Source organism: Devosia sp. A16 (genome assembly GCF_001402915.1).
Lineage (GTDB): Bacteria > Pseudomonadota > Alphaproteobacteria > Rhizobiales > Devosiaceae > Devosia_A.
The window spans coordinates 2,232,082-2,248,269 of record NZ_CP012945.1; the positions used below are offsets into that span (position 1 = coordinate 2,232,082).

A 16,188-nucleotide genomic window follows, 5' to 3' on the forward strand; every position below is an offset into this window, starting at 1 on the left:
TGGCCGGTTCCCTCATCTTCCAACCGTGCGGGTTTTGCTCTAAGGCGAACCCCTGAACCACGCCGATCCAGCAAGAGGATAACCGTGACCCTCTATTCCGTCTACGAGCGCCCGAGCGATGCGCCCATTGCGGTGGCCGATCGCTTCTCCTGGTCTGCAGCTCTGCTGCCGCCGGTGCATGCGCTCCTCCACGGGTTGTGGTTGCTGCTTGGCGTGTGGGTCCTCGGGGCCCTCGCGATCATCGCCCTGAGCATGCTGGTCGGCGGCGAAGCGGCGTTCTGGCTCTACGCCCTGTTCGCCGCCCTGATCGGTTTTGAAGCCGCAAGCTTCCGTCGGGTGAAGGCAGCCAAGCGCGGTGGCCTCTACCGCACGGAGATCGTTGCCGCCGGCGAGGACCTGGCGTTGGTCGACTACTTGAAGCGGCAGACCCGATGAGCACCGTCACCATCATCGATTACGGCTCGGGCAACCTCCGCTCGGCCGCCAAGGCCTTCGAGCGCGCCGCTCGCGAAGCCGGTACCGGCGACGAGATCCTCGTCACCGATGACGTCGAGGCGGTGCGCCGCGCCGATCGCATCGTCTTGCCGGGCGTCGGCGCCTTCGCCGATTGCCGCGCCGGCCTCGATGCCGTGACCGGCATGGTCGAGGTGCTCGAGGAGCGGGTGATCAGGGGAGGCGTGCCGTTCCTCGGCATCTGCGTCGGCATGCAGCTGATGGCGACCGAGGGTAGGGAAAAGACCATCACCAGGGGCCTCGGCTGGATTCCCGGCGCGGTGGTGCGGCTCGAGCCCGAAGGTGATCTCAAGGTGCCGCATATGGGCTGGAACACCCTGCGCTTCCACCGCGCCCACCCGGTGCTGGCAGGCATCCCCGACGGCTCCAATGGGCTGCACGCCTATTTCGTCCACTCCTACCATATGGCGGTGGACCGTCCGGAACTCCTGGTCGCCAGCGCCGATTATGGGCAGCAGGTGACCGCCATCGTCGGCCGCGACAACCTGCTGGGCACCCAGTTCCATCCGGAAAAGAGCCAGACGCTCGGTCTGACGCTGATCCGCAACTTCTTGGGGTGGAAGCCGTGAGCTTGCTGGGGTGCGAGCCAGCAAGGCCCCCTCACCCGGTCCTTCGGACCGACCTCTTCCCCAAGGGAGAGGTGACGCGTGGGCGTGGCCAGCTCTTCACCTCTCCCTCTGGGGGAGAGGTCGCCGCGCAGCGGCGGGTGAGGGGGCCTTTTTCGCGTACGGAGGGCGTCGGCCCATGATTCTCTTTCCCGCCATCGACCTCAAGGATGGCCAGTGCGTGCGCCTGAAGCTGGGCGACATGCAGCAGGCGACCGTGTTCAACGACGATCCGGCGGCGCAGGCGAAATCGTTCGAGGATCAGGGCTTCGAGTACCTGCACGTCGTCGACCTCAACGGCGCCTTCGCCGGCAGGAGCGTCAATGGCGAAGCGGTCGAAGCCATCCTCGAGGCCGTGAGCTTTCCGGTGCAGCTGGGTGGCGGGATCCGGTCGATCGCCCATATCGAGGCGTGGCTCGCCCGCGGCCTCGCCCGCGTCATTCTCGGCACCGTCGCGGTGCGCGATCCCTCGCTGGTGCGCGAAGCCGCGCGGCTGTTCCCCGGCCGGGTGGCGGTCGGCATCGATGCGCGCGGCGGCAAGGTGGCGGTGGAAGGCTGGGCGGAAACCTCCGAGCTGACCGCGATCGAGCTCGGCAAGCGTTTCGAAGGGGCAGGGGTGGCGGCGATCATCTATACCGATATCGATCGCGACGGGGTGCTTAAGGGCATCAACTGGCCCTCGACCCTCGAGCTCGCCGAAGCCGTGTCGATCCCGGTGATCGCTTCGGGCGGGCTTGCCTCGATGGACGACATCCGGACCATGACCGAACCGCGCTACCAGATCCTCGAGGGCGCCATCTCGGGGCGCGCTCTCTATGACGGGCGCATTGATTCACGTGAAGCAATAGCGCTGCTCAAGGGCCGCGCCGCGTGACCACCGCCCGGCAGCGGCGCTTCCCCTGGTGGGTGTATTGGATCGTCCTGGCGATCATCCTGCTGGTGGCGCTGGCGCCGGTGTTTTCGGTGATGGTTGCCGGCTCGATCGCCGAGGCCAACGGCTGTGCCCTGGATGAGGGCTCGGTGCATCCCTGCATCGTCAACGGCGAAGACATCGGCTCGACGCTCTACACGCTGGGAGTGATGGGCTGGTTCATGCTGGCCACCATCCCGCTCGGCGCGGGCGCGCTGCTGCTGTGGGCCGTTGTGCTGATCGTCCACCGGCTCTATTGGGGGCGGAAGCGGGAGGCGACGCCGAGTGGCTGAGCTCAGGAACAAGCCGGTGCTGGTCCAGCGCGTGCGCCTCTGGTGGTATGCAGTGGCGCTGGTGCCTATATTGGTGCTGCTCTACGCCGGCCTGACCGGCATCCTCCCGACGCTGTTCGGCCTCGCCGCGCTGTTCGCCTTTTTCTTCTGGGTGTTTTCCTTCGGCTTTGCCATCTATGCGAAGCTCAGGCGCCCATCTCCGGATCCACGCCAATGAGTCTCAAGACCCGCATCATTCCTTGCCTCGACGTCAAAGACGGCCGCGTCGTCAAGGGCGTGCAGTTCGTCGATCTGATCGATGCCGGCGATCCGGTCGAAGCCGCCATAGCCTACAACGCTGCCGGGGCCGATGAGCTGACCTTCCTCGACATTACCGCCAGCCACGAGAATCGCGACACTATCTTCGACGTGGTGGCGCGCACCGCCGAGCACTGCTTCATGCCGGTGACGGTGGGCGGCGGGATCAGGAAGCTCGAGGATATCCGCAAGCTCCTGCTGGCCGGCGCCGACAAGGTTTCGATCAACTCGGCCGCCGTGAGCGACCCCGATTTCATCGCCCGCGCCGCCGACAAGTTCGGCGACCAGTGCATCGTCGTTTCGGTCGATGCCCGGCAGCGCCAGACCCGCGCGCCGGGGCAGCACAATGTCGACGAATGGGAAATCTACACCCATGGCGGCCGCAACCCGACCGGGCTCGACGCGGTGGAGTTCGCCACGAGAATGGTCGAGCGTGGCGCCGGCGAGCTGCTGGTCACCTCGATGGATCGCGACGGCACCAAGTCGGGCTTTGACCTCAAGCTCACCCGCGCCATCGCCGACGCGGTGCACGTGCCGGTGGTCGCCTCGGGCGGCGTCGGCTCGCTCGACGATCTGGTCGACGGGGTGAAAGAGGGGCACGCCTCGGCAGTGCTTGCCGCCTCGATCTTTCACTTCGGCACCTACACGGTAGGCCAGGCCAAGGACTATATGGAGCGCCACGGCATCCCGATGCGGCGCGATTCCAATGCGGGAGAGTTGTTGTGAGCTTCACCCTCGAAGACCTGGACAAGCGCATCGCCGTCCGTGCCGGCGCCTCGCCCGATGAGAGCTATACCGCCAAGCTCCTGGCCGGTGGCGTCGAGCGCTGCGCCAAGAAGTTCGGCGAGGAAGCGGCGGAAATCATCATCGCCGCGGTGACCAAGGACCGGAAGGGCACCGAGGGCGAAGCGTCCGACGTGCTCTATCACCTCTTGGTGCTGCTGCGCGCCGCCGGCGTGCCGCTCAGCGACGTGCTGGCGCAGCTCGAGCGCCGTACCGCGCAATCGGGCCTCGAAGAGAAGGCGTCGCGCGGGAAGGTTCAGGGCTGATGGGGGCAAGAAAGCTCGAGCTCGCGCCGTACCACTATTTCAGCAAGGCCGAGTGGAGCGGTTTCCGCGCCGACGAGCCGATGACGCTCGACGCCGACGACGTCAAACGCCTGCGCGCCCTGACCGACCCGATCTCGTTCACCGAAGCCGAAGAGATCTACCTGCCGCTGAGCCGGCTGATCTCGCTCTATGTCGAGGCGACGCAGGAGCTGCACCGGGCCTCGACCAAATTCCTCGGCGCCGACGGCCGCAAGGTGCCCTATATCATCGGCGTTGCCGGCTCGGTGGCGGTAGGCAAATCCACCACCTCGCGCATCCTGAAGGCGCTGCTGAGCCGCTGGCCGAGCTCCCCCAAGGTCGACCTCGTCACCACCGACGGCTTTCTCTATTCCAACGCGAAACTCGATGAGCTGCAGCTCGCCGACCGCAAGGGCTTTCCCGAGAGCTACGATCGCGGCGCGCTGATCCGCTTCCTTTCCGACATCAAGTCGGGCAAGCCCGACGTGAAGGTGCCGGTCTACTCGCACCTCGTCTACGACGTGATCGACGGCGAGTTCGTCACCATCGACCGGCCCGACATTCTGATCGTGGAAGGGCTCAACATCCTGCAGCCGGGCGAGCTGCCGAAATCCGGCAAGCCGATCCTGTTCGCTTCGGATTTTCTCGACTTCTCGATCTTCATCGATGCCGACGAGAACGACCTGACCACCTGGTTCATGGAGCGCTTCCGGCGCCTCCGCGAAACCGCCTTCGCCGACCCCAAGAGCTTCTTCCATCGCTTCACCCAGATGAGCAGCGAGGAAGCTGACGCGTTCGGCATGTGGGCGTGGACGGAGATCAACCTGCCGAACCTGCGCGACAACATCCAGCCGACGCGCAGCCGCGCCGATCTTGTGCTGACCAAGGGGCCAAGCCACACCATCGAGCGGGTGGCGCTGCGGAAGGTTTAGCGTGCTTGGCTGACCCTCACCCCGACCCTCTCCCCAGAGGGGCGAGGGGGCGATGTGGCACCGCCGGCGCAAAGTGCGTCCCCTCGCCCCTCTGGGGAGAGGGTCGGGGTGAGGGGCGCCAAGCGCACCGGCCAGCCGCTAAATCGCAATCCCCTTCTCGGCCGCCAACGCCTGCAAATCCGCCACCGGCCTCGCGCCGATATGCGAAATCACTTCGCTCGCAGCCAGGCACCCCGCCTGCAGCGCCGTGCGGAAGTCGCGTTCCCGCGCGATCGCCAAGAGGAACCCCGAAGCGAACAGGTCGCCGGCGCCGGTAACGTCGACCACTTCTTTCACGGCGTAAGCCGGAACGGTGATGATCTCGCCCTGGTGCACCACCATGGCGCCCTCGGCGCCCATGGTGATCGCGGCGAGTTCGGCGTCCTTGGCGATGGCCTGCACCGCACCATGCAGGTCCGTCTGGTACAGCGACTTCAGTTCCTCGACGTTGCCGAACACGATATCCATGGTCTTGGAGCGGATCAGGTCGAGGAACTCGTCGCGGTAGCGGTTCACGCAGAACGGGTCCGACAGCGTGAACGAGGCAGCGCGCTCGTGCTTGTGCGCGTAATGCGCCGCCATCACGAAGGCCTTCTTGGCCTCGGTCGGATCCCACAGGAACCCTTCCATGTAAGTGACGGTGGCCGCCCCGATCTCGTCTTCCTTGATGTCGGCGGTGGTCAGCTGGTGGCAGGCGCCCAGATAGGTGTTCATCGTCCGCTCGCCGTCCGACGAGAGCAGGATCATCGACCGGGCGGTGGCTGGGCCATCGCTGAGCCGCGACACACCGTAATGCACGCCGATGCGCTTGAGATCGTCGGCGAACACGTCGCCCAGGTCATCGTCCGCTACCTTGCCGACGAACGAGGCGCGCCCGCCGAGCGAGGCGACGCCCGCCGCCGTGTTGGCCGAGCTGCCGCCCGAGATCTGGCGCTTGTCGGCCGGCATGCGCTCGTAGAGATAGGCCGAGCGTTCGGCATCGACCAGATGCATGATGCCTTCCGACAGCCCCTCGCGCTCGAGGAAGCCGGGATCGATGGGAGCTATGACGTCGACGATGGCGTTGCCGATGGTTAGAACGTCGAACCGGGCCTCGGCCATCGGCGATCCTTCGATAAGTGGGTAAAGTGAGCCGCGCCGGGAATAATGCAGATTGTTCGGCCGCGCAACGCCAACCTCAGGCGGCGGGCGGCTTGCCGAACCGCTGCGCATGTCGGCGGGTCAGCGCCCGGATGAGCGGGGTGGCATTGGCGGCGGAAACGCCGAGCAACTGCTCGTCGAGCAGCAGCATGGAAAGGCCGTGCACGAACGCCCAGGCGCTGATTGCCGCTTCGCCGGGAGCATCGGGATCGGCCTTCGCGGCTGCGACCGCGAGGCTTTCATAGGCGGCGTCGGCGGCGCGCCGCAGGTCCTTGTCCTCGAACTTGCCGAGTTCCGACGAGAACATCAGCTTGTAGAGCCGTGGATAGCTGAGCGCGAACTGCACATAGGCCTCGGCCATGGCACCCAACTGCTCCTCCGGCGCCACGTCCGTCTTCGCCCCTTCCACGGCTTCGCGGAACAGCGCGAAGCCGGCTGCCGCAACTGCCTGGATCAGGGCCTGCTTGTCGCGGAAATGCCGGTAGGGCGCGGCCGCTGAGACGCCGACCCGCCGGGCCAGCTCGCGCATCCCTAGCGCCTCGGTGCCACCCTCGATCAGCAGTTCCAGCGCCGCCTCGACCAGCGCACGCCGGAGGTCGCCATGATGGTAACGGTCGGGTGTCTCGGATGTTGACATTGCTCACATGCAGGATTATCTCGATGAGAACAATGTTAACATGCTGCCTCGCACGGGTCGAGGCGCCTTTCGTCCGACCGGAGCGACATGATGACCGACCTGAGCCTCGCCATTGCCCACCACCTTGCCGTCTTCACCCTGGTGGCGGTCTTCGCCGCCGAGTTCGCTTTGCTGCGCCCGGGCATCGACGGTCGGCGCCTCGGCCAGCTCGGGGCACTCGATCGTGCCTATGGCGGGATCGCCATGCTGGTCATCGTCGTCGGCATCCTCAGGGTGATCTTCGGCGCCGCCGGCTGGCAGTATTATGTCGGCAACTGGGTATTCTGGGCCAAGATGATCGCCTTCGCCGGGGTCGGGCTCGCCTCGATCCAGCCGACGGTGGCGATCCTGCGCTGGGTGAAGGCCGCGAAGACGGATGCCGGGTTCAGTCCGCCGCCAGCCGAAGTGTCCGCAGCGCGGCGCTTCCTCTATCTCCAGGCCGCGCTCCTGGTGCTCATCCCGAGTTTCGCCGCTGCGATGGCGCGCGGGTATGGGGTGTAGCCGCCAGCCTGTCAGTCAGGCCTTCTCCCACAAGGGGAGAAGGCGATCACCTCCAGATCACGTTCCCTTCGGCGGTGGGGTCTTCGGTTCGAACCGGCACCACTCACGAATGATGCAGCGCCAGCAGTCGGGCTTGCGCGCCTTGCAGATGTAGCGGCCGTGCAGAATCAGCCAGTGGTGCGCGTGCAGCAGATATTGGTCCGGCACGACTTTCAGCAGCCCCGTCTCGACCTCGAGCGGCGTCTTTCCCGGCGCGAGGCCAGTGCGGTTGGCGACGCGGAACAGATGGGTGTCGACTGCGATGGTCGGTTGCCGGAAGGCGATGTTGAGCACCACGTTCGCCGTTTTCCGTCCCACCCCAGGCAGGCTCTCGAGCGCCTCGCGATCCTCGGGCACTTTCGAGCCGAACTGTTCGATCAGCTGCTGGCTCAGCGCGAAGACGTTTTTGGCCTTGTTGCGGAACAGTCCGATGGTCTTGATCTTGTCCTCGATCTCGGCGACGCCGAGGCCGACCATCTTCTCGGGCGTATCCGCCAGCTGGAACAAGAGCTTCGTCGCCTTGTTAACCCCGGCATCTGTTGCCTGGGCGGAAAGCACCACCGCGACCAGCAGGGTGAAGGGGTTCACATAGTCGAGCTCGCCCTTCGGTTCGGGCTCCGCCGCCGCAAAAGCGCCGAAAATGGCTTCGACATCTGCTTTCGGCAGTCGCTTCACTTTTTGCTGCGCCATTTCCGTCATCCTGATTCTGAGCCTATAGTGATGCCCAAGATGACGACCCAAACGCAAGCGAGGCCGCTCTTCGCGGCAAAGCTGACGCCCCATCGATCGCTGGGACGCAAGGGCTTTCGTGTCGTCATTGTTCTCGTGGCAGTTCTCGCCACCATCCCGGGGATCATCTTCTTCTCGATGGGCGCCTGGCCGATCGTCGGCTTCCTCGGTCTGGACGTCGCGCTGATCTGGTGGGCGATGCGTTCGAGCCAGCGCGACGGCAAGCGCTATGAGGAAGTGACGCTTTGGCCCGACCAGCTCGAGCTGAAGCAGGTCGACGGTGCCGGCAAGGAAACCCTGAGCCGCTTCAACCCCTATTTCGTCAAGCTGGTGGTCGACCGCGACTACAACGAGCGCACGGTGGCGCTGCATCTGAGGACGCGCGAGCGCGATATCGTGCTCGGCCAGTTCCTCAACCAGGACGAGAAGTCGAGCTTTGCCAAGGCGTTCGGCACTGCGCTGAAGCGGGCACGGGTTTAGTTCTCGCGGGTTTGGACCCCGATCCTTCCTCCCCACCGGTGTCATCCCTGCGAAAGCTGGGACCCATTTCGCAGCCCGTGCCAGTGGAGAGTTGGGTCCCTGCTTTCGCAGGGATGACATCGAGTGAGTGGGGACGCCGGTGCTCTGACTCCATCCACCCCGTCAAAACCGGGTCGCAACAGCGCGTTCGTGCGCCTATCTTCGACGCATCATGAGCAAGCACGAAACCATCATCGCCAACTCGGATTACGAGACCGTCCGGGCCGCCATCGCCTATCTGAGCGAGACGCTGCCCGACGAAACCGATCTGCCGCGCTTTGCCGGGGCGCTCGGGCTGACCGAGCGGCAGCTCACCGACCTGTTTCGCCGCTGGTGCGGGCTGAGCCCCAAGAGCTTCGCCCAGGCAGTGGCACTCAACCACGCCAAGCAGCTGCTGGCCGACCAGCAGAGCGTGCTCGACACCACCTATAAGGTCGGGCTCTCCTCGACCTCGCGGCTGCACGACCTGTTCGTCACCCACGAAGCCATGCCGCCCGGCGCCTTCCGCGCCCGTGGCGAAGGGCTCGAGATGGTGTGGGGCGCCGCACCGTCACCCTTCGGCACCGCGGTGCTGACCATGACCGAATATGGGCTGAGCGGCATCGGCTTTGCCGACGACAACATGTCGGTCGAGGAGGCCTTCGAGGATCTCGCCAACCGCTGGCCCAACGCGCGCTACCGCCGGGACGACAAAGCGGTGGCGCCGGTTGCCGCCCGGGTGTTCGACCCCAACCGCTGGGACCCCGAGCAACCGGTGCGCGTCGTCCTGATCGGCACCGACTTCGAGGTGCAGGTCTGGGAAACCTTGCTGAAGATCCCGGTGGGCAAGGCCACCACCTACCAGAAGGTCGCCAACCATATCGGCCGCCCCACCGCTGCCCGCGCCGTCGGCGCTGCGGTCGGCAAGAACCCGATCAGCTTCGTGGTGCCATGCCACCGAGTCGTCGGCACCAGCGGCGCGCTCACCGGCTATCACTGGGGCGTGCCGCGTAAACGGGCGATCCTGGGCTGGGAGTCGGGAGTGGTAGGGGCTTAGCGGCAAAGCCGACTGAAGCAGACGGCCCCCTCCCGGCCTCCCCCCATAAAGGGGGAGGTGAAGAGTCGAGGCTCCGGCCCCGATCGTGCCCGGCACTCGATGCAGCACCTCCCTTTATGGGGGAGGATGGGAGGGGGCCGTCTCTCTCGACCTTCGCCCCTAGATCTCGACCTTGCCCGCCAGCTTCCCGTCAGCGCCGATCTTGTAGATCACCGGCTCGCCGGTGGCGATTTCGCGCTTCAGGATCTGTTCCGGCGTGAGGTTCTCGATCGCCATGACGATCGAGCGCAGCGAGTTGCCGTGCGCGGCCACCAGCACCGTCTTGCCGGCCTTGAGCAGCGGGACGATCTCGGCGTCGTAATAGGGCAGGGTGCGGGCGGCCGTGTCCTTTAGGCTTTCACCGCCCGGCGGCGGCACGTCGAACGAGCGGCGCCAGATCAGCACCTGCTCTTCGCCCCACTTGGCCCGCGCATCGTCCTTGTTGAGGCCGCTGAGATCGCCGTAGTCGCGCTCGTTCAGCAGCTTCGAACGGGTGATCGTCACCTCGGTAATCCCGAGTTCTTCGAGGATCAGGTCGAGCGTGTGCTGGGCCCGGCGCAGCGCCGAGGTGAAATAGACATCGGGCGTGTAACCGGCGGCCTTCAGCTTCCTGCCGGTGTTGCGGGCCTCGCCGATGCCCTGCTCGGTGAGGTCGGGGTTGCGCCAGCCGGTGAACAGGTTCTTGAGGTTCCAGTCGCTCTGGCCGTGGCGAACGAGGATCAGCGTTCCGGTCATCGAAAAATCCCTGTCAGTTGAAGCCGAGCACGTCGGCCATGGAGTAGAGGCCGGGCTGCTGGCCGCGGGCCCAGAGCGCGGCGCGCACTGCGCCTTCGGCGAACAGCGCCCGGTTGTCGGCGATGTGGTTGAGTTCGATCCGCTCGCTGGGGCCGGCGAGGATCACCCGATGCTCGCCGATGACGTTGCCGCCGCGCAGTGTCGCAAAACCGATGCTGCCCTCCTCGCGCGGCCCGGTATGGCCGTCGCGCACGCGGACCGAGTGGGTCTTCAGATCGAGATTGCGTCCGCGCGCCGCCGCCTCGCCGAGCATCAGCGCCGTGCCCGAGGGGGCGTCGACCTTCTTGTTGTGGTGCATCTCGAGGATTTCGATGTCAAAGCCTGGCAGCGCCGCGGCCGCCTGCTTCACCAGGCCCAGCAGCAGGTTGACCCCGAGCGAGAAATTCCCGGCCTTGACGATCCGGGCCGTTGCCGCCGCCTCGCGGATCGCCGCGTCGTCGGCCTCGCTGCACCCGGTGGTCCCGATGATATGGACGAGGCCGCGCCGTGCCGCTTCCTTGGCCAGCGCCACCGAATTTGCCGGCGCGGTGAAGTCGATGATCGCCTCGGCGCCCGCCAGCGCCGCCGCCACATCGTCGGTGACCGCGACACCCAGCGCCTCGAGCCCGGCCAGCTCGCCGGCATCCTTGCCGAGCGCGGACGCACCGGCGCGATCGAGGGCGGAGACGACGGTCAGGCCGGGAGCGACCGTCACGGCGCGGATGTTCGCCGCGCCCATCTTGCCGCCTGCGCCGGCGATGGCGACCTTGAGGTCAGACATGCTTGCTCCCGGATAACCTGTTGCGGTGGGCTATACCCCACCGGCTCATTGCTGCGAAAGCGGGAATCTCTGGCTGGTCACGCCAGCCGGGTGCCGCCGGCCATCTCGGCGAGGATCGCCTGGGCGGCGCTCGCCGGGTGTGCCGCCGCGGTGATCGGCCGGCCCACCACCAGGTGGGTAGCGCCGGCGGCCAGCGCTTCGGCCGGGCCGGTCACCCGCTTCTGGTCGCCATGTGCGCTGCCTGCAGGGCGAATGCCGGGGGTAACGATCGCCAGCTTGGCCCCCACGATCGAGCGCACCATCTGCGCTTCCTTGGGCGAGCAGACGATGCCGCCGATGCCTGCCTGCTTGGCCTGCTCGGCGCGCAAGGCGACGAGGCCGGCGGCGTCGCGGGCATAGCCGGCATCCTCGAGGTCGCTGTCGTCCATCGAAGTCAGCACGGTCACCCCGAGCACGGTCAATCCCGAACCCGCCGCGGCCTTGGCAGCGGCGCGCATCGCCTTGGGATAGGCGTGCACCGTGAGCATGGTCGCGCCGGTTCCGGCGATCGCCGCGACGCCCTTTTCGACGGTGTTGTCGATGTCGAGCAGCTTCAGATCGAAGAACACCCGCTTGCCGGCAGCAAGCAGCGCCTTGCCCAGGTTGAGGCCGTCGCCGCCATAGAACAGCTGGTAGCCGATCTTGTAGAAATCGACCGCGTCACCCAGCTGCGCGATCAAGCGTTCCGCCTCGTCTCGCGTGTCGAGATCGAGTGCGACGATCAGTGTGCCTGCCATCAGATGTCTCCGGATTTTCCGGTCAGTGCCACAGCCGGGCGAATCGGGCAAGCAGAAACGCCCGCTTGCGCGCGATGCTATGCCGCCATAGCGTCCGCGCAACCTGATGGAATCATAGATCAATCATGCAGCAACAGGCACTTTCCGCCATTGTCGCCTGGGTGCGGCTCGAGCGGGCTACCGAAGCCTTCCACGCCGACCTGAAGAAGCGCTTCGGCATTACCGGGCTGCAGCTTGCCGTGCTCCGCATCTGCGCCGAGCGTCCGCAACTGCCGCTCGCCGCCTTGCGCAAAGCCCTGGTGATGCACCCGGCGACGCTCGGCCAGTCGATCGATGAGTTGCGCCGCATGGACCTGGTGACGGTCAAGACCGACCCACGCGATCGCCGTGCTCGCCTGGTGGGGCTGACCGAGGCGGGAACAGAGCTGCTGGCGCGCGCCCCGCTCGCCGGCCCGACGCGGCTGCGCGAAATCGAGCACGATCCGGCGCGGCTCGACCGGTTGAAGCTGGCGCTCGAGGATGCGGTTGAGCTGTTCGGGCTGGCCGAATGGGCGCCGGGGCGGAGGGACGGGGCTTAGAGCTTGCACTCAGCAATAGCAGCGATCGCTTCTCTCCCCCCTTGAGGGGAGGGATTGAGGGAGGGGGTGGTGCGGTGATCACCGATAGACCCCCACCCCCCACCCCTCCCCTCAAGGGGGAGGGGAGTAAAGCCCCTCGATCCGCTCCGGCAGGTCCTCCATCGGGATCCAGTCGGTCATGAGCTTGCGGTCGCTGAGCCGGACCACGAAGACGTTGCCGCCGCCGGGGTGGCCGATGCGGCGCTGGTCCTCGGAGCGGGCGATGGCCAGCCCGCCCAGATGACACTTCAGCAGGGTCCCCACCGCGCCGTGGCCGGCAAAGCCGATCGGCCTCGTCACATCGTGCCCGGCCAGCACCTCTTCGAAGGCGCCGACCACCCGGCGCTGGGCGGCGCCTTCGTCTCCCAGCCCTCGGCCGATTCGTCGGGATGCGCGAACATCGCATCGGCCAGCGCCTCGAAGCGCGCCGTAGGAACGAACCCGGTACTGCGACGGTCGTTCTCGTCGAACTTATCCCCGCTGTCCACAGGCGCTTTGCACCGCGCCGCGAGGATCGCCGCCAGCTCGAGAGCCTTGGTTTCCGTGCTCGAAACCAGCCTGGTCAGAGCCAGCACCAGCGGGTGGTTCGCAAAACGTTCTGCTCGCGCCCTCCCCACGCTGGACAGCCCCCAGCGCGGCGTCGCGACATTGGGGTCGATGACCACTTCCGGGTGGGTGACGTAGAGCGCGTACATCTCAGATGCCGCCGCGCGAGAAATGGGTCAGCTCGCGCACCATCTGGCCGACCTTCCACTTGATGTTGCCTTCGTTCGGCGCGCCGTCCGCGTCGAGCACGTCCGGGTAGGGCCCGAGTCCGAGCAATGTCGGCACCACCAGTGCGCCGATCTTGCTCAAGGAGTCGCGCAGGTGCGACAGCGCGAAGATCGTCGCATACTTGCCGTCGCTCATTCCGCCGATGCCGAACACTGCGTGCTTGAACGGATTGGGCTTCTCGCGGCTGACCCAGGAGATGAGGTTGGCGATCAGCGGCGTCACCCCGCCATTGTACTCGGGGCTGATGATCAGCACGATGTCGTGGCTGCGGAACATCTCTGCGAGGCGCTTGGCCGCTTCCGGCGTCTCGCCGGCATCCTCGATATCCTGGTTGAAGATCGGCATGTCGAACGCGCCGAGGTCGAGATCGGTAACGATCACCCCGGCCTCACGGAGCTTGGCCGACATGTGCCGGCGCAGGTGCTCGTTGATCGAGTCCTTACGCAGCGAACCACAGATGGTGAGGGCGGTCTTGGGGGGAGTGGTGTCGGGGGTCATGCGCTAGAGCTAGCCGATCTGGGCTACGCCGCAAAGGCCCCCTCACCCGCCGCTGCGCGGCGACCTCTCCCCCAAGGGAGAGGTGGTCGTGGGTGAGATCGTGCCACCGCTTCACCTCTCCCTCGGGGGAGAGGTCGGCCCGAAGGGCCGGGTGAGGGGGCCTTTCTCGCCACCCCCGTGACAAGCCTTGCGGCCGCCTAGTTCTCGAACAGGCTCTTCAGCTTGGCGAAGAACCCTTCCGAGGTCGGAGAGTTCTCGCGCGTCGATTCGCGCTCGAACTCCTCGAGCAGCTCGCGCTGGCGCTTGGAAAGGCTCTGCGGCGTCTCGACGTCTAGCTGCACATAGAGGTCGCCGAAGTCCTTCGATCGCAGCACCGGCATGCCCTTGCCCTTGAGGCGGACGCGCTGGCCGGGTTGCGTGCCCGAAGCGACCTTCACCCGGGCCCGCGCCGCATCGAGCGTCGGCACTTCGAACTCGCCGCCCAGCGCCGCCGTGGTCATGGCGATCGGCACGCGCGCGTAGAGGTCGGCACCGTCGCGCTGGAACAGGTCGTGCGGCTTGATCGAGATGAAGATGTAGAGGTCGCCCGGCGGGCCACCGCGCAGCCCTGCCTCGCCTTCATTGGCGAGCCGGATGCGGGTGCCGTCCTCGATGCCCTTGGGGATATCGACCGAAAGCGTGCGGTTCTGCTGCCGGCGGCCCTGGCCGCCGCAATCGGTGCAGGGCTGCTCGAGGATCTGGCCGCGACCATTGCAGATCGGGCAGGTGCGCTCGATGGTGAAAAAGCCTTGGGCCGCCCGGACCTTGCCCTGGCCATTGCAGTGGCGGCAGGTCGACATGCCGGTGCCCGGCTTGGCGCCGGAGCCCTCGCAGGTGTCGCAGACGGCGAGGGTCGGCACGTCGATATCGACGGTGCGGCCAGCAAATGCCTCTTCGAGGCTGATCTCGAGATTGTAGCGCAGGTCGGAGCCGCGCAACCGGGACTGGCCGCCACGGCCGCGGCCGCCCATGAAGTCGCCGAAGATATCCTCGAAGATATCCGACATCGACGAGGTGAACTCGGGTCCGAAGCCCGCCGGTCCGCGCCCGCCATTCTCGAACGCCGCATGGCCGAAGCGGTCATAGGCGGCGCGCTTCTGCGGGTCCTTCAGCGTGTCGTAGGCCTCGCTGACTTCCTTGAACTTGTGTTCGGCTTCGGCATTTCCCGGGTTGCGGTCCGGGTGGAACTGCATCGCAAGCTTGCGGTAGGCGCTTTTCAGCACCGCCTCGTCGGCACCCTTGGGCACCCCGAGCACTTCATAAAAATCGCGTTTCGCCAATCGGCCTTGTCCTTGGGTTGCCTGCGCCCGCATCAGGCTTTTCGGCCTAGATAAGTACTCTGGTGCCGGACGGCAACACTATCGAGCCTCGCGGCCCGACGTACGTGCCCGGTGTGACTTTTCCACCAGTCGTCGGAGGCTAGGCGCCGAAGGCGGCCGCGAGGTTGCGGCCGAGCTGGCCCTGCGCGAACATCGCCTTGTTGACGATGCGGTAGAGGCCGAAGAAGCCGTGCGTCACTCCCTCGTAGGTCGTCATGTCGACCCAGACGCCCGACCGGCGCAGCGCGTCGGCCAACGCCTCGCCCTCCGAGCGCAGCGGATCGGCTTCGGCGAGGATGATGGTGGCGGGGGGCAAGCCGCCGAGATCGACGCGGCCGGCAATGTTCATGCGGGCGTCGTGCGCCTCATCCTTCTTGCGGAAGAGCTTCCGCGCCGCCCATTCGAGCGTCGCGGTGGAATAGGGGAAGGTGTCGGCGTTCTGGATATGCGAGGGCAGGTCGAACAGCATCGCCGCCATCGGGGTCACCAGGCCGAGATGGATCGGCAGCGGCTGGTCTTCGGCGCGCGCCCTGAGCGCCACGTTGACCGCGAGGTTGCCGCCCGAGCCTTCGCCGACGATCGCCGCGCGCCTGGCGTCGCCGCCCAGCGATTCGGCATGCTCGAGCAACCAGTTCCATGCCGCGTAGGCGTCTTCGTGCGCCGCGGGAAAACGGTGCTCCGGCGCCTGGCGGTAATGTGCCGAGACCACCACTGCACCGGTGCGCGCCGCCAATGCGCGCGGCGTCGCGTCATAATTGTCGACATCGCCCAGGACGAACCCGCCGCCATGCAGGAACAGGATCATCGGCCTGAGGCCCATGACGATGTCGTTCTGCGGCACGTAGATGCGAGCCCGGATGTCATCGGTCGGACCCGGGATCAGCCGCATCTCCATACCGATACCCATGTCGTCGACCTGGTCGCGCAGGATCCGGCGCAGCGCCATGTCGAGTGTGGGCAGGGCGCGGGCCTCCGGCGAGCGGCACTCCTCGATGCGCTTGCCGCCCATCGACTGCAGCACGCTGAGGACGTGGCGCATGTCGGCGTCGAGCCGCTCCTGCGGCGCGACATCCGCTGCATGGAGATCGCCGTTCTCGGCGAAACTCCGCACCTCAACCGATGACATGGGTAGTCCTTTCGAAGTCCGCCCTCAGCATCCGTTCCCCGGCCCGGGGTTCCGGCTGCTGCCTCAAGGCGCTCCGCTGCTGACGGTTCACGCCCACTTCAACTGCCGCAACATCGGCGGCGGATGTGAAAACAGTTGGACCAAGCTGC

23 protein-coding genes are annotated in these 16,188 nt (G+C 66.5%); 12 read left to right on the forward strand and 11 right to left on the reverse strand.

Translation table 11 applies throughout. From position 1 onward, the window contains the following. The first annotated feature begins 84 nt into the window (after positions 1-84). The 8 genes from APS40_RS10875 to coaA all read left to right on the forward strand — a co-directional run bounded on the left by APS40_RS10875 (position 85) and on the right by coaA (position 4,617). Positions 85-435, forward strand: a complete 351-nt coding sequence (locus APS40_RS10875) for a DUF2628 domain-containing protein (protein ID WP_055047066.1) — start codon at positions 85-87, stop codon at positions 433-435. Next, complete coding sequence (hisH, locus tag APS40_RS10880) at positions 432-1,082, forward strand: imidazole glycerol phosphate synthase subunit HisH (protein ID WP_055047067.1); 651 nt, start codon at positions 432-434, stop codon at positions 1,080-1,082. The genes APS40_RS10875 and hisH overlap by 4 nt, the downstream gene beginning before the upstream one ends. A 175-nt stretch (positions 1,083-1,257) precedes the next feature. Then, entirely contained in the window at positions 1,258-1,992 is a 735-nt protein-coding gene (gene hisA, locus APS40_RS10885) for a 1-(5-phosphoribosyl)-5-[(5-phosphoribosylamino)methylideneamino]imidazole-4-carboxamide isomerase (protein WP_055047068.1), read from the forward strand. Then, positions 1,989-2,321, forward strand: a complete 333-nt coding sequence (locus tag APS40_RS10890; protein WP_055047069.1) for a hypothetical protein — start codon at positions 1,989-1,991, stop codon at positions 2,319-2,321. The genes hisA and APS40_RS10890 overlap by 4 nt, the downstream gene beginning before the upstream one ends. Beyond that, positions 2,314-2,538, forward strand: a complete 225-nt coding sequence (locus tag APS40_RS10895) for a hypothetical protein (protein WP_055047070.1) — start codon at positions 2,314-2,316, stop codon at positions 2,536-2,538. Before APS40_RS10890 ends, APS40_RS10895 begins: the two co-directional genes overlap by 8 nt. Then, a complete protein-coding gene (gene hisF, locus APS40_RS10900; protein ID WP_055047071.1) occupies positions 2,535-3,344 on the forward strand; it encodes an imidazole glycerol phosphate synthase subunit HisF in 810 nt (269 codons plus the stop codon). Before APS40_RS10895 ends, hisF begins: the two co-directional genes overlap by 4 nt. Next, positions 3,341-3,667, forward strand: coding sequence for a phosphoribosyl-ATP diphosphatase (locus tag APS40_RS10905; protein ID WP_055047072.1), 327 nt, complete (start codon positions 3,341-3,343; stop codon positions 3,665-3,667). Before hisF ends, APS40_RS10905 begins: the two co-directional genes overlap by 4 nt. Further along, complete coding sequence (gene coaA, locus APS40_RS10910) at positions 3,667-4,617, forward strand: type I pantothenate kinase (RefSeq protein WP_055047073.1); 951 nt, start codon at positions 3,667-3,669, stop codon at positions 4,615-4,617. Before APS40_RS10905 ends, coaA begins: the two co-directional genes overlap by 1 nt. A 138-nt stretch (positions 4,618-4,755) precedes the next feature. On the opposite strand, the gene APS40_RS10915 is transcribed toward coaA, so the two are convergent. Both APS40_RS10915 and APS40_RS10920 read right to left on the reverse strand, forming a co-directional pair. Then, positions 4,756-5,757, reverse strand: a complete 1,002-nt coding sequence (locus tag APS40_RS10915; protein ID WP_055047074.1) for an adenosine kinase — start codon at positions 5,755-5,757, stop codon at positions 4,756-4,758. Between the two features lie 76 nt (positions 5,758-5,833). Continuing rightward, the gene (locus APS40_RS10920) at positions 5,834-6,433 is read right to left on the reverse strand and encodes a TetR/AcrR family transcriptional regulator (protein WP_055047075.1); all 600 of its coding nucleotides are present in this window, start codon (positions 6,431-6,433) and stop codon (positions 5,834-5,836) included. Positions 6,434-6,523: 90 nt separating this feature from the next. Between APS40_RS10920 and APS40_RS10925 the strand changes: the two genes are divergently transcribed. Beyond that, on the forward strand, positions 6,524-6,973 hold the full coding sequence (locus APS40_RS10925; protein WP_082434696.1) for a DUF2214 family protein: 450 nt from the start codon (positions 6,524-6,526) through the stop codon (positions 6,971-6,973). Between the two features lie 57 nt (positions 6,974-7,030). Here APS40_RS10925 and nth read toward each other — a convergent pair whose 3' ends face one another. Beyond that, the gene (nth, locus tag APS40_RS10930; protein WP_236884237.1) at positions 7,031-7,702 is read right to left on the reverse strand and encodes an endonuclease III; all 672 of its coding nucleotides are present in this window, start codon (positions 7,700-7,702) and stop codon (positions 7,031-7,033) included. 39 nt (positions 7,703-7,741) lie between these two features. Between nth and APS40_RS10935 the strand changes: the two genes are divergently transcribed. Together APS40_RS10935 and APS40_RS10940 are read left to right on the forward strand one after the other, a co-directional pair. Further along, positions 7,742-8,221, forward strand: a complete 480-nt coding sequence (locus APS40_RS10935) for a DUF2244 domain-containing protein (protein ID WP_197279477.1) — start codon at positions 7,742-7,744, stop codon at positions 8,219-8,221. Positions 8,222-8,432: 211 nt separating this feature from the next. Further along, positions 8,433-9,296: a methylated-DNA--[protein]-cysteine S-methyltransferase gene (locus tag APS40_RS10940; protein WP_055047079.1), complete on the forward strand. Its 864-nt coding sequence runs from the start codon at positions 8,433-8,435 to the stop codon at positions 9,294-9,296. Between the two features lie 159 nt (positions 9,297-9,455). On the opposite strand, the gene APS40_RS10945 is transcribed toward APS40_RS10940, so the two are convergent. The 3 genes from APS40_RS10945 to pyrF all read right to left on the reverse strand — a co-directional run bounded on the left by APS40_RS10945 (position 9,456) and on the right by pyrF (position 11,666). After that, positions 9,456-10,070 carry a 2,3-bisphosphoglycerate-dependent phosphoglycerate mutase gene (locus APS40_RS10945; protein WP_055047080.1) on the reverse strand — a complete coding sequence of 205 codons (615 nt, stop codon included), beginning with the start codon at positions 10,068-10,070 and terminating at the stop codon, positions 9,456-9,458. 13 nt (positions 10,071-10,083) lie between these two features. After that, a complete protein-coding gene (gene dapB / locus APS40_RS10950) occupies positions 10,084-10,890 on the reverse strand; it encodes a 4-hydroxy-tetrahydrodipicolinate reductase (RefSeq protein WP_055047081.1) in 807 nt (268 codons plus the stop codon). 77 nt (positions 10,891-10,967) lie between these two features. Next, complete coding sequence (gene pyrF / locus APS40_RS10955) at positions 10,968-11,666, reverse strand: orotidine-5'-phosphate decarboxylase (protein ID WP_055047082.1); 699 nt, start codon at positions 11,664-11,666, stop codon at positions 10,968-10,970. Between the two features lie 125 nt (positions 11,667-11,791). Here pyrF and APS40_RS10960 point away from each other — a divergent pair, with 125 nt between their 5' ends. Then, the gene (locus APS40_RS10960) at positions 11,792-12,244 is read left to right on the forward strand and encodes a MarR family transcriptional regulator (RefSeq protein ID WP_055047083.1); all 453 of its coding nucleotides are present in this window, start codon (positions 11,792-11,794) and stop codon (positions 12,242-12,244) included. A gap of 111 nt (positions 12,245-12,355) precedes the next feature. Here APS40_RS10960 and APS40_RS25605 read toward each other — a convergent pair whose 3' ends face one another. The 5 genes from APS40_RS25605 to APS40_RS10980 all read right to left on the reverse strand — a co-directional run bounded on the left by APS40_RS25605 (position 12,356) and on the right by APS40_RS10980 (position 16,039). Further along, positions 12,356-12,583 carry a hypothetical protein gene (locus APS40_RS25605; protein ID WP_442855848.1) on the reverse strand — a complete coding sequence of 76 codons (228 nt, stop codon included), beginning with the start codon at positions 12,581-12,583 and terminating at the stop codon, positions 12,356-12,358. After that, complete coding sequence (locus tag APS40_RS25610; protein ID WP_442855849.1) at positions 12,580-12,978, reverse strand: hypothetical protein; 399 nt, start codon at positions 12,976-12,978, stop codon at positions 12,580-12,582. The genes APS40_RS25605 and APS40_RS25610 overlap by 4 nt, the downstream gene beginning before the upstream one ends. A gap of 1 nt (position 12,979) precedes the next feature. Further along, on the reverse strand, positions 12,980-13,555 hold the full coding sequence (locus APS40_RS10970; RefSeq protein ID WP_055047084.1) for an NADPH-dependent FMN reductase: 576 nt from the start codon (positions 13,553-13,555) through the stop codon (positions 12,980-12,982). 197 nt (positions 13,556-13,752) lie between these two features. After that, a complete protein-coding gene (gene dnaJ, locus APS40_RS10975; RefSeq protein WP_055047085.1) occupies positions 13,753-14,874 on the reverse strand; it encodes a molecular chaperone DnaJ in 1,122 nt (373 codons plus the stop codon). 139 nt (positions 14,875-15,013) lie between these two features. Continuing rightward, entirely contained in the window at positions 15,014-16,039 is a 1,026-nt protein-coding gene (locus APS40_RS10980; protein WP_055047086.1) for an alpha/beta hydrolase, read from the reverse strand. Positions 16,040-16,188 lie beyond the last annotated feature (149 nt).

Coding starts and splice junctions, on each gene's coding strand:
- hisH (WP_055047067.1), top strand. CDS start 432: ATGAGCACCGTCACCATCATCGATTACGGCTCGGGCAACCTCCGCTCG.
- hisA (WP_055047068.1), top strand. CDS start 1,258: ATGATTCTCTTTCCCGCCATCGACCTCAAGGATGGCCAGTGCGTGCGC.
- hisF (WP_055047071.1), top strand. CDS start 2,535: ATGAGTCTCAAGACCCGCATCATTCCTTGCCTCGACGTCAAAGACGGC.
- coaA (WP_055047073.1), top strand. CDS start 3,667: ATGGGGGCAAGAAAGCTCGAGCTCGCGCCGTACCACTATTTCAGCAAG.
- APS40_RS10915 (WP_055047074.1), bottom strand. CDS start 5,757: ATGGCCGAGGCCCGGTTCGACGTTCTAACCATCGGCAACGCCATCGTC.
- APS40_RS10920 (WP_055047075.1), bottom strand. CDS start 6,433: ATGTCAACATCCGAGACACCCGACCGTTACCATCATGGCGACCTCCGG.
- APS40_RS10925 (WP_082434696.1), top strand. CDS start 6,524: ATGACCGACCTGAGCCTCGCCATTGCCCACCACCTTGCCGTCTTCACC.
- nth (WP_236884237.1), bottom strand. CDS start 7,702: ATGGCGCAGCAAAAAGTGAAGCGACTGCCGAAAGCAGATGTCGAAGCC.
- APS40_RS10935 (WP_197279477.1), top strand. CDS start 7,742: ATGACGACCCAAACGCAAGCGAGGCCGCTCTTCGCGGCAAAGCTGACG.
- APS40_RS10940 (WP_055047079.1), top strand. CDS start 8,433: ATGAGCAAGCACGAAACCATCATCGCCAACTCGGATTACGAGACCGTC.
- APS40_RS10945 (WP_055047080.1), bottom strand. CDS start 10,070: ATGACCGGAACGCTGATCCTCGTTCGCCACGGCCAGAGCGACTGGAAC.
- dapB (WP_055047081.1), bottom strand. CDS start 10,890: ATGTCTGACCTCAAGGTCGCCATCGCCGGCGCAGGCGGCAAGATGGGC.
- pyrF (WP_055047082.1), bottom strand. CDS start 11,666: ATGGCAGGCACACTGATCGTCGCACTCGATCTCGACACGCGAGACGAG.
- APS40_RS10960 (WP_055047083.1), top strand. CDS start 11,792: ATGCAGCAACAGGCACTTTCCGCCATTGTCGCCTGGGTGCGGCTCGAG.
- APS40_RS25610 (WP_442855849.1), bottom strand. CDS start 12,978: ATGTACGCGCTCTACGTCACCCACCCGGAAGTGGTCATCGACCCCAAT.
- APS40_RS10970 (WP_055047084.1), bottom strand. CDS start 13,555: ATGACCCCCGACACCACTCCCCCCAAGACCGCCCTCACCATCTGTGGT.
- APS40_RS10980 (WP_055047086.1), bottom strand. CDS start 16,039: ATGTCATCGGTTGAGGTGCGGAGTTTCGCCGAGAACGGCGATCTCCAT.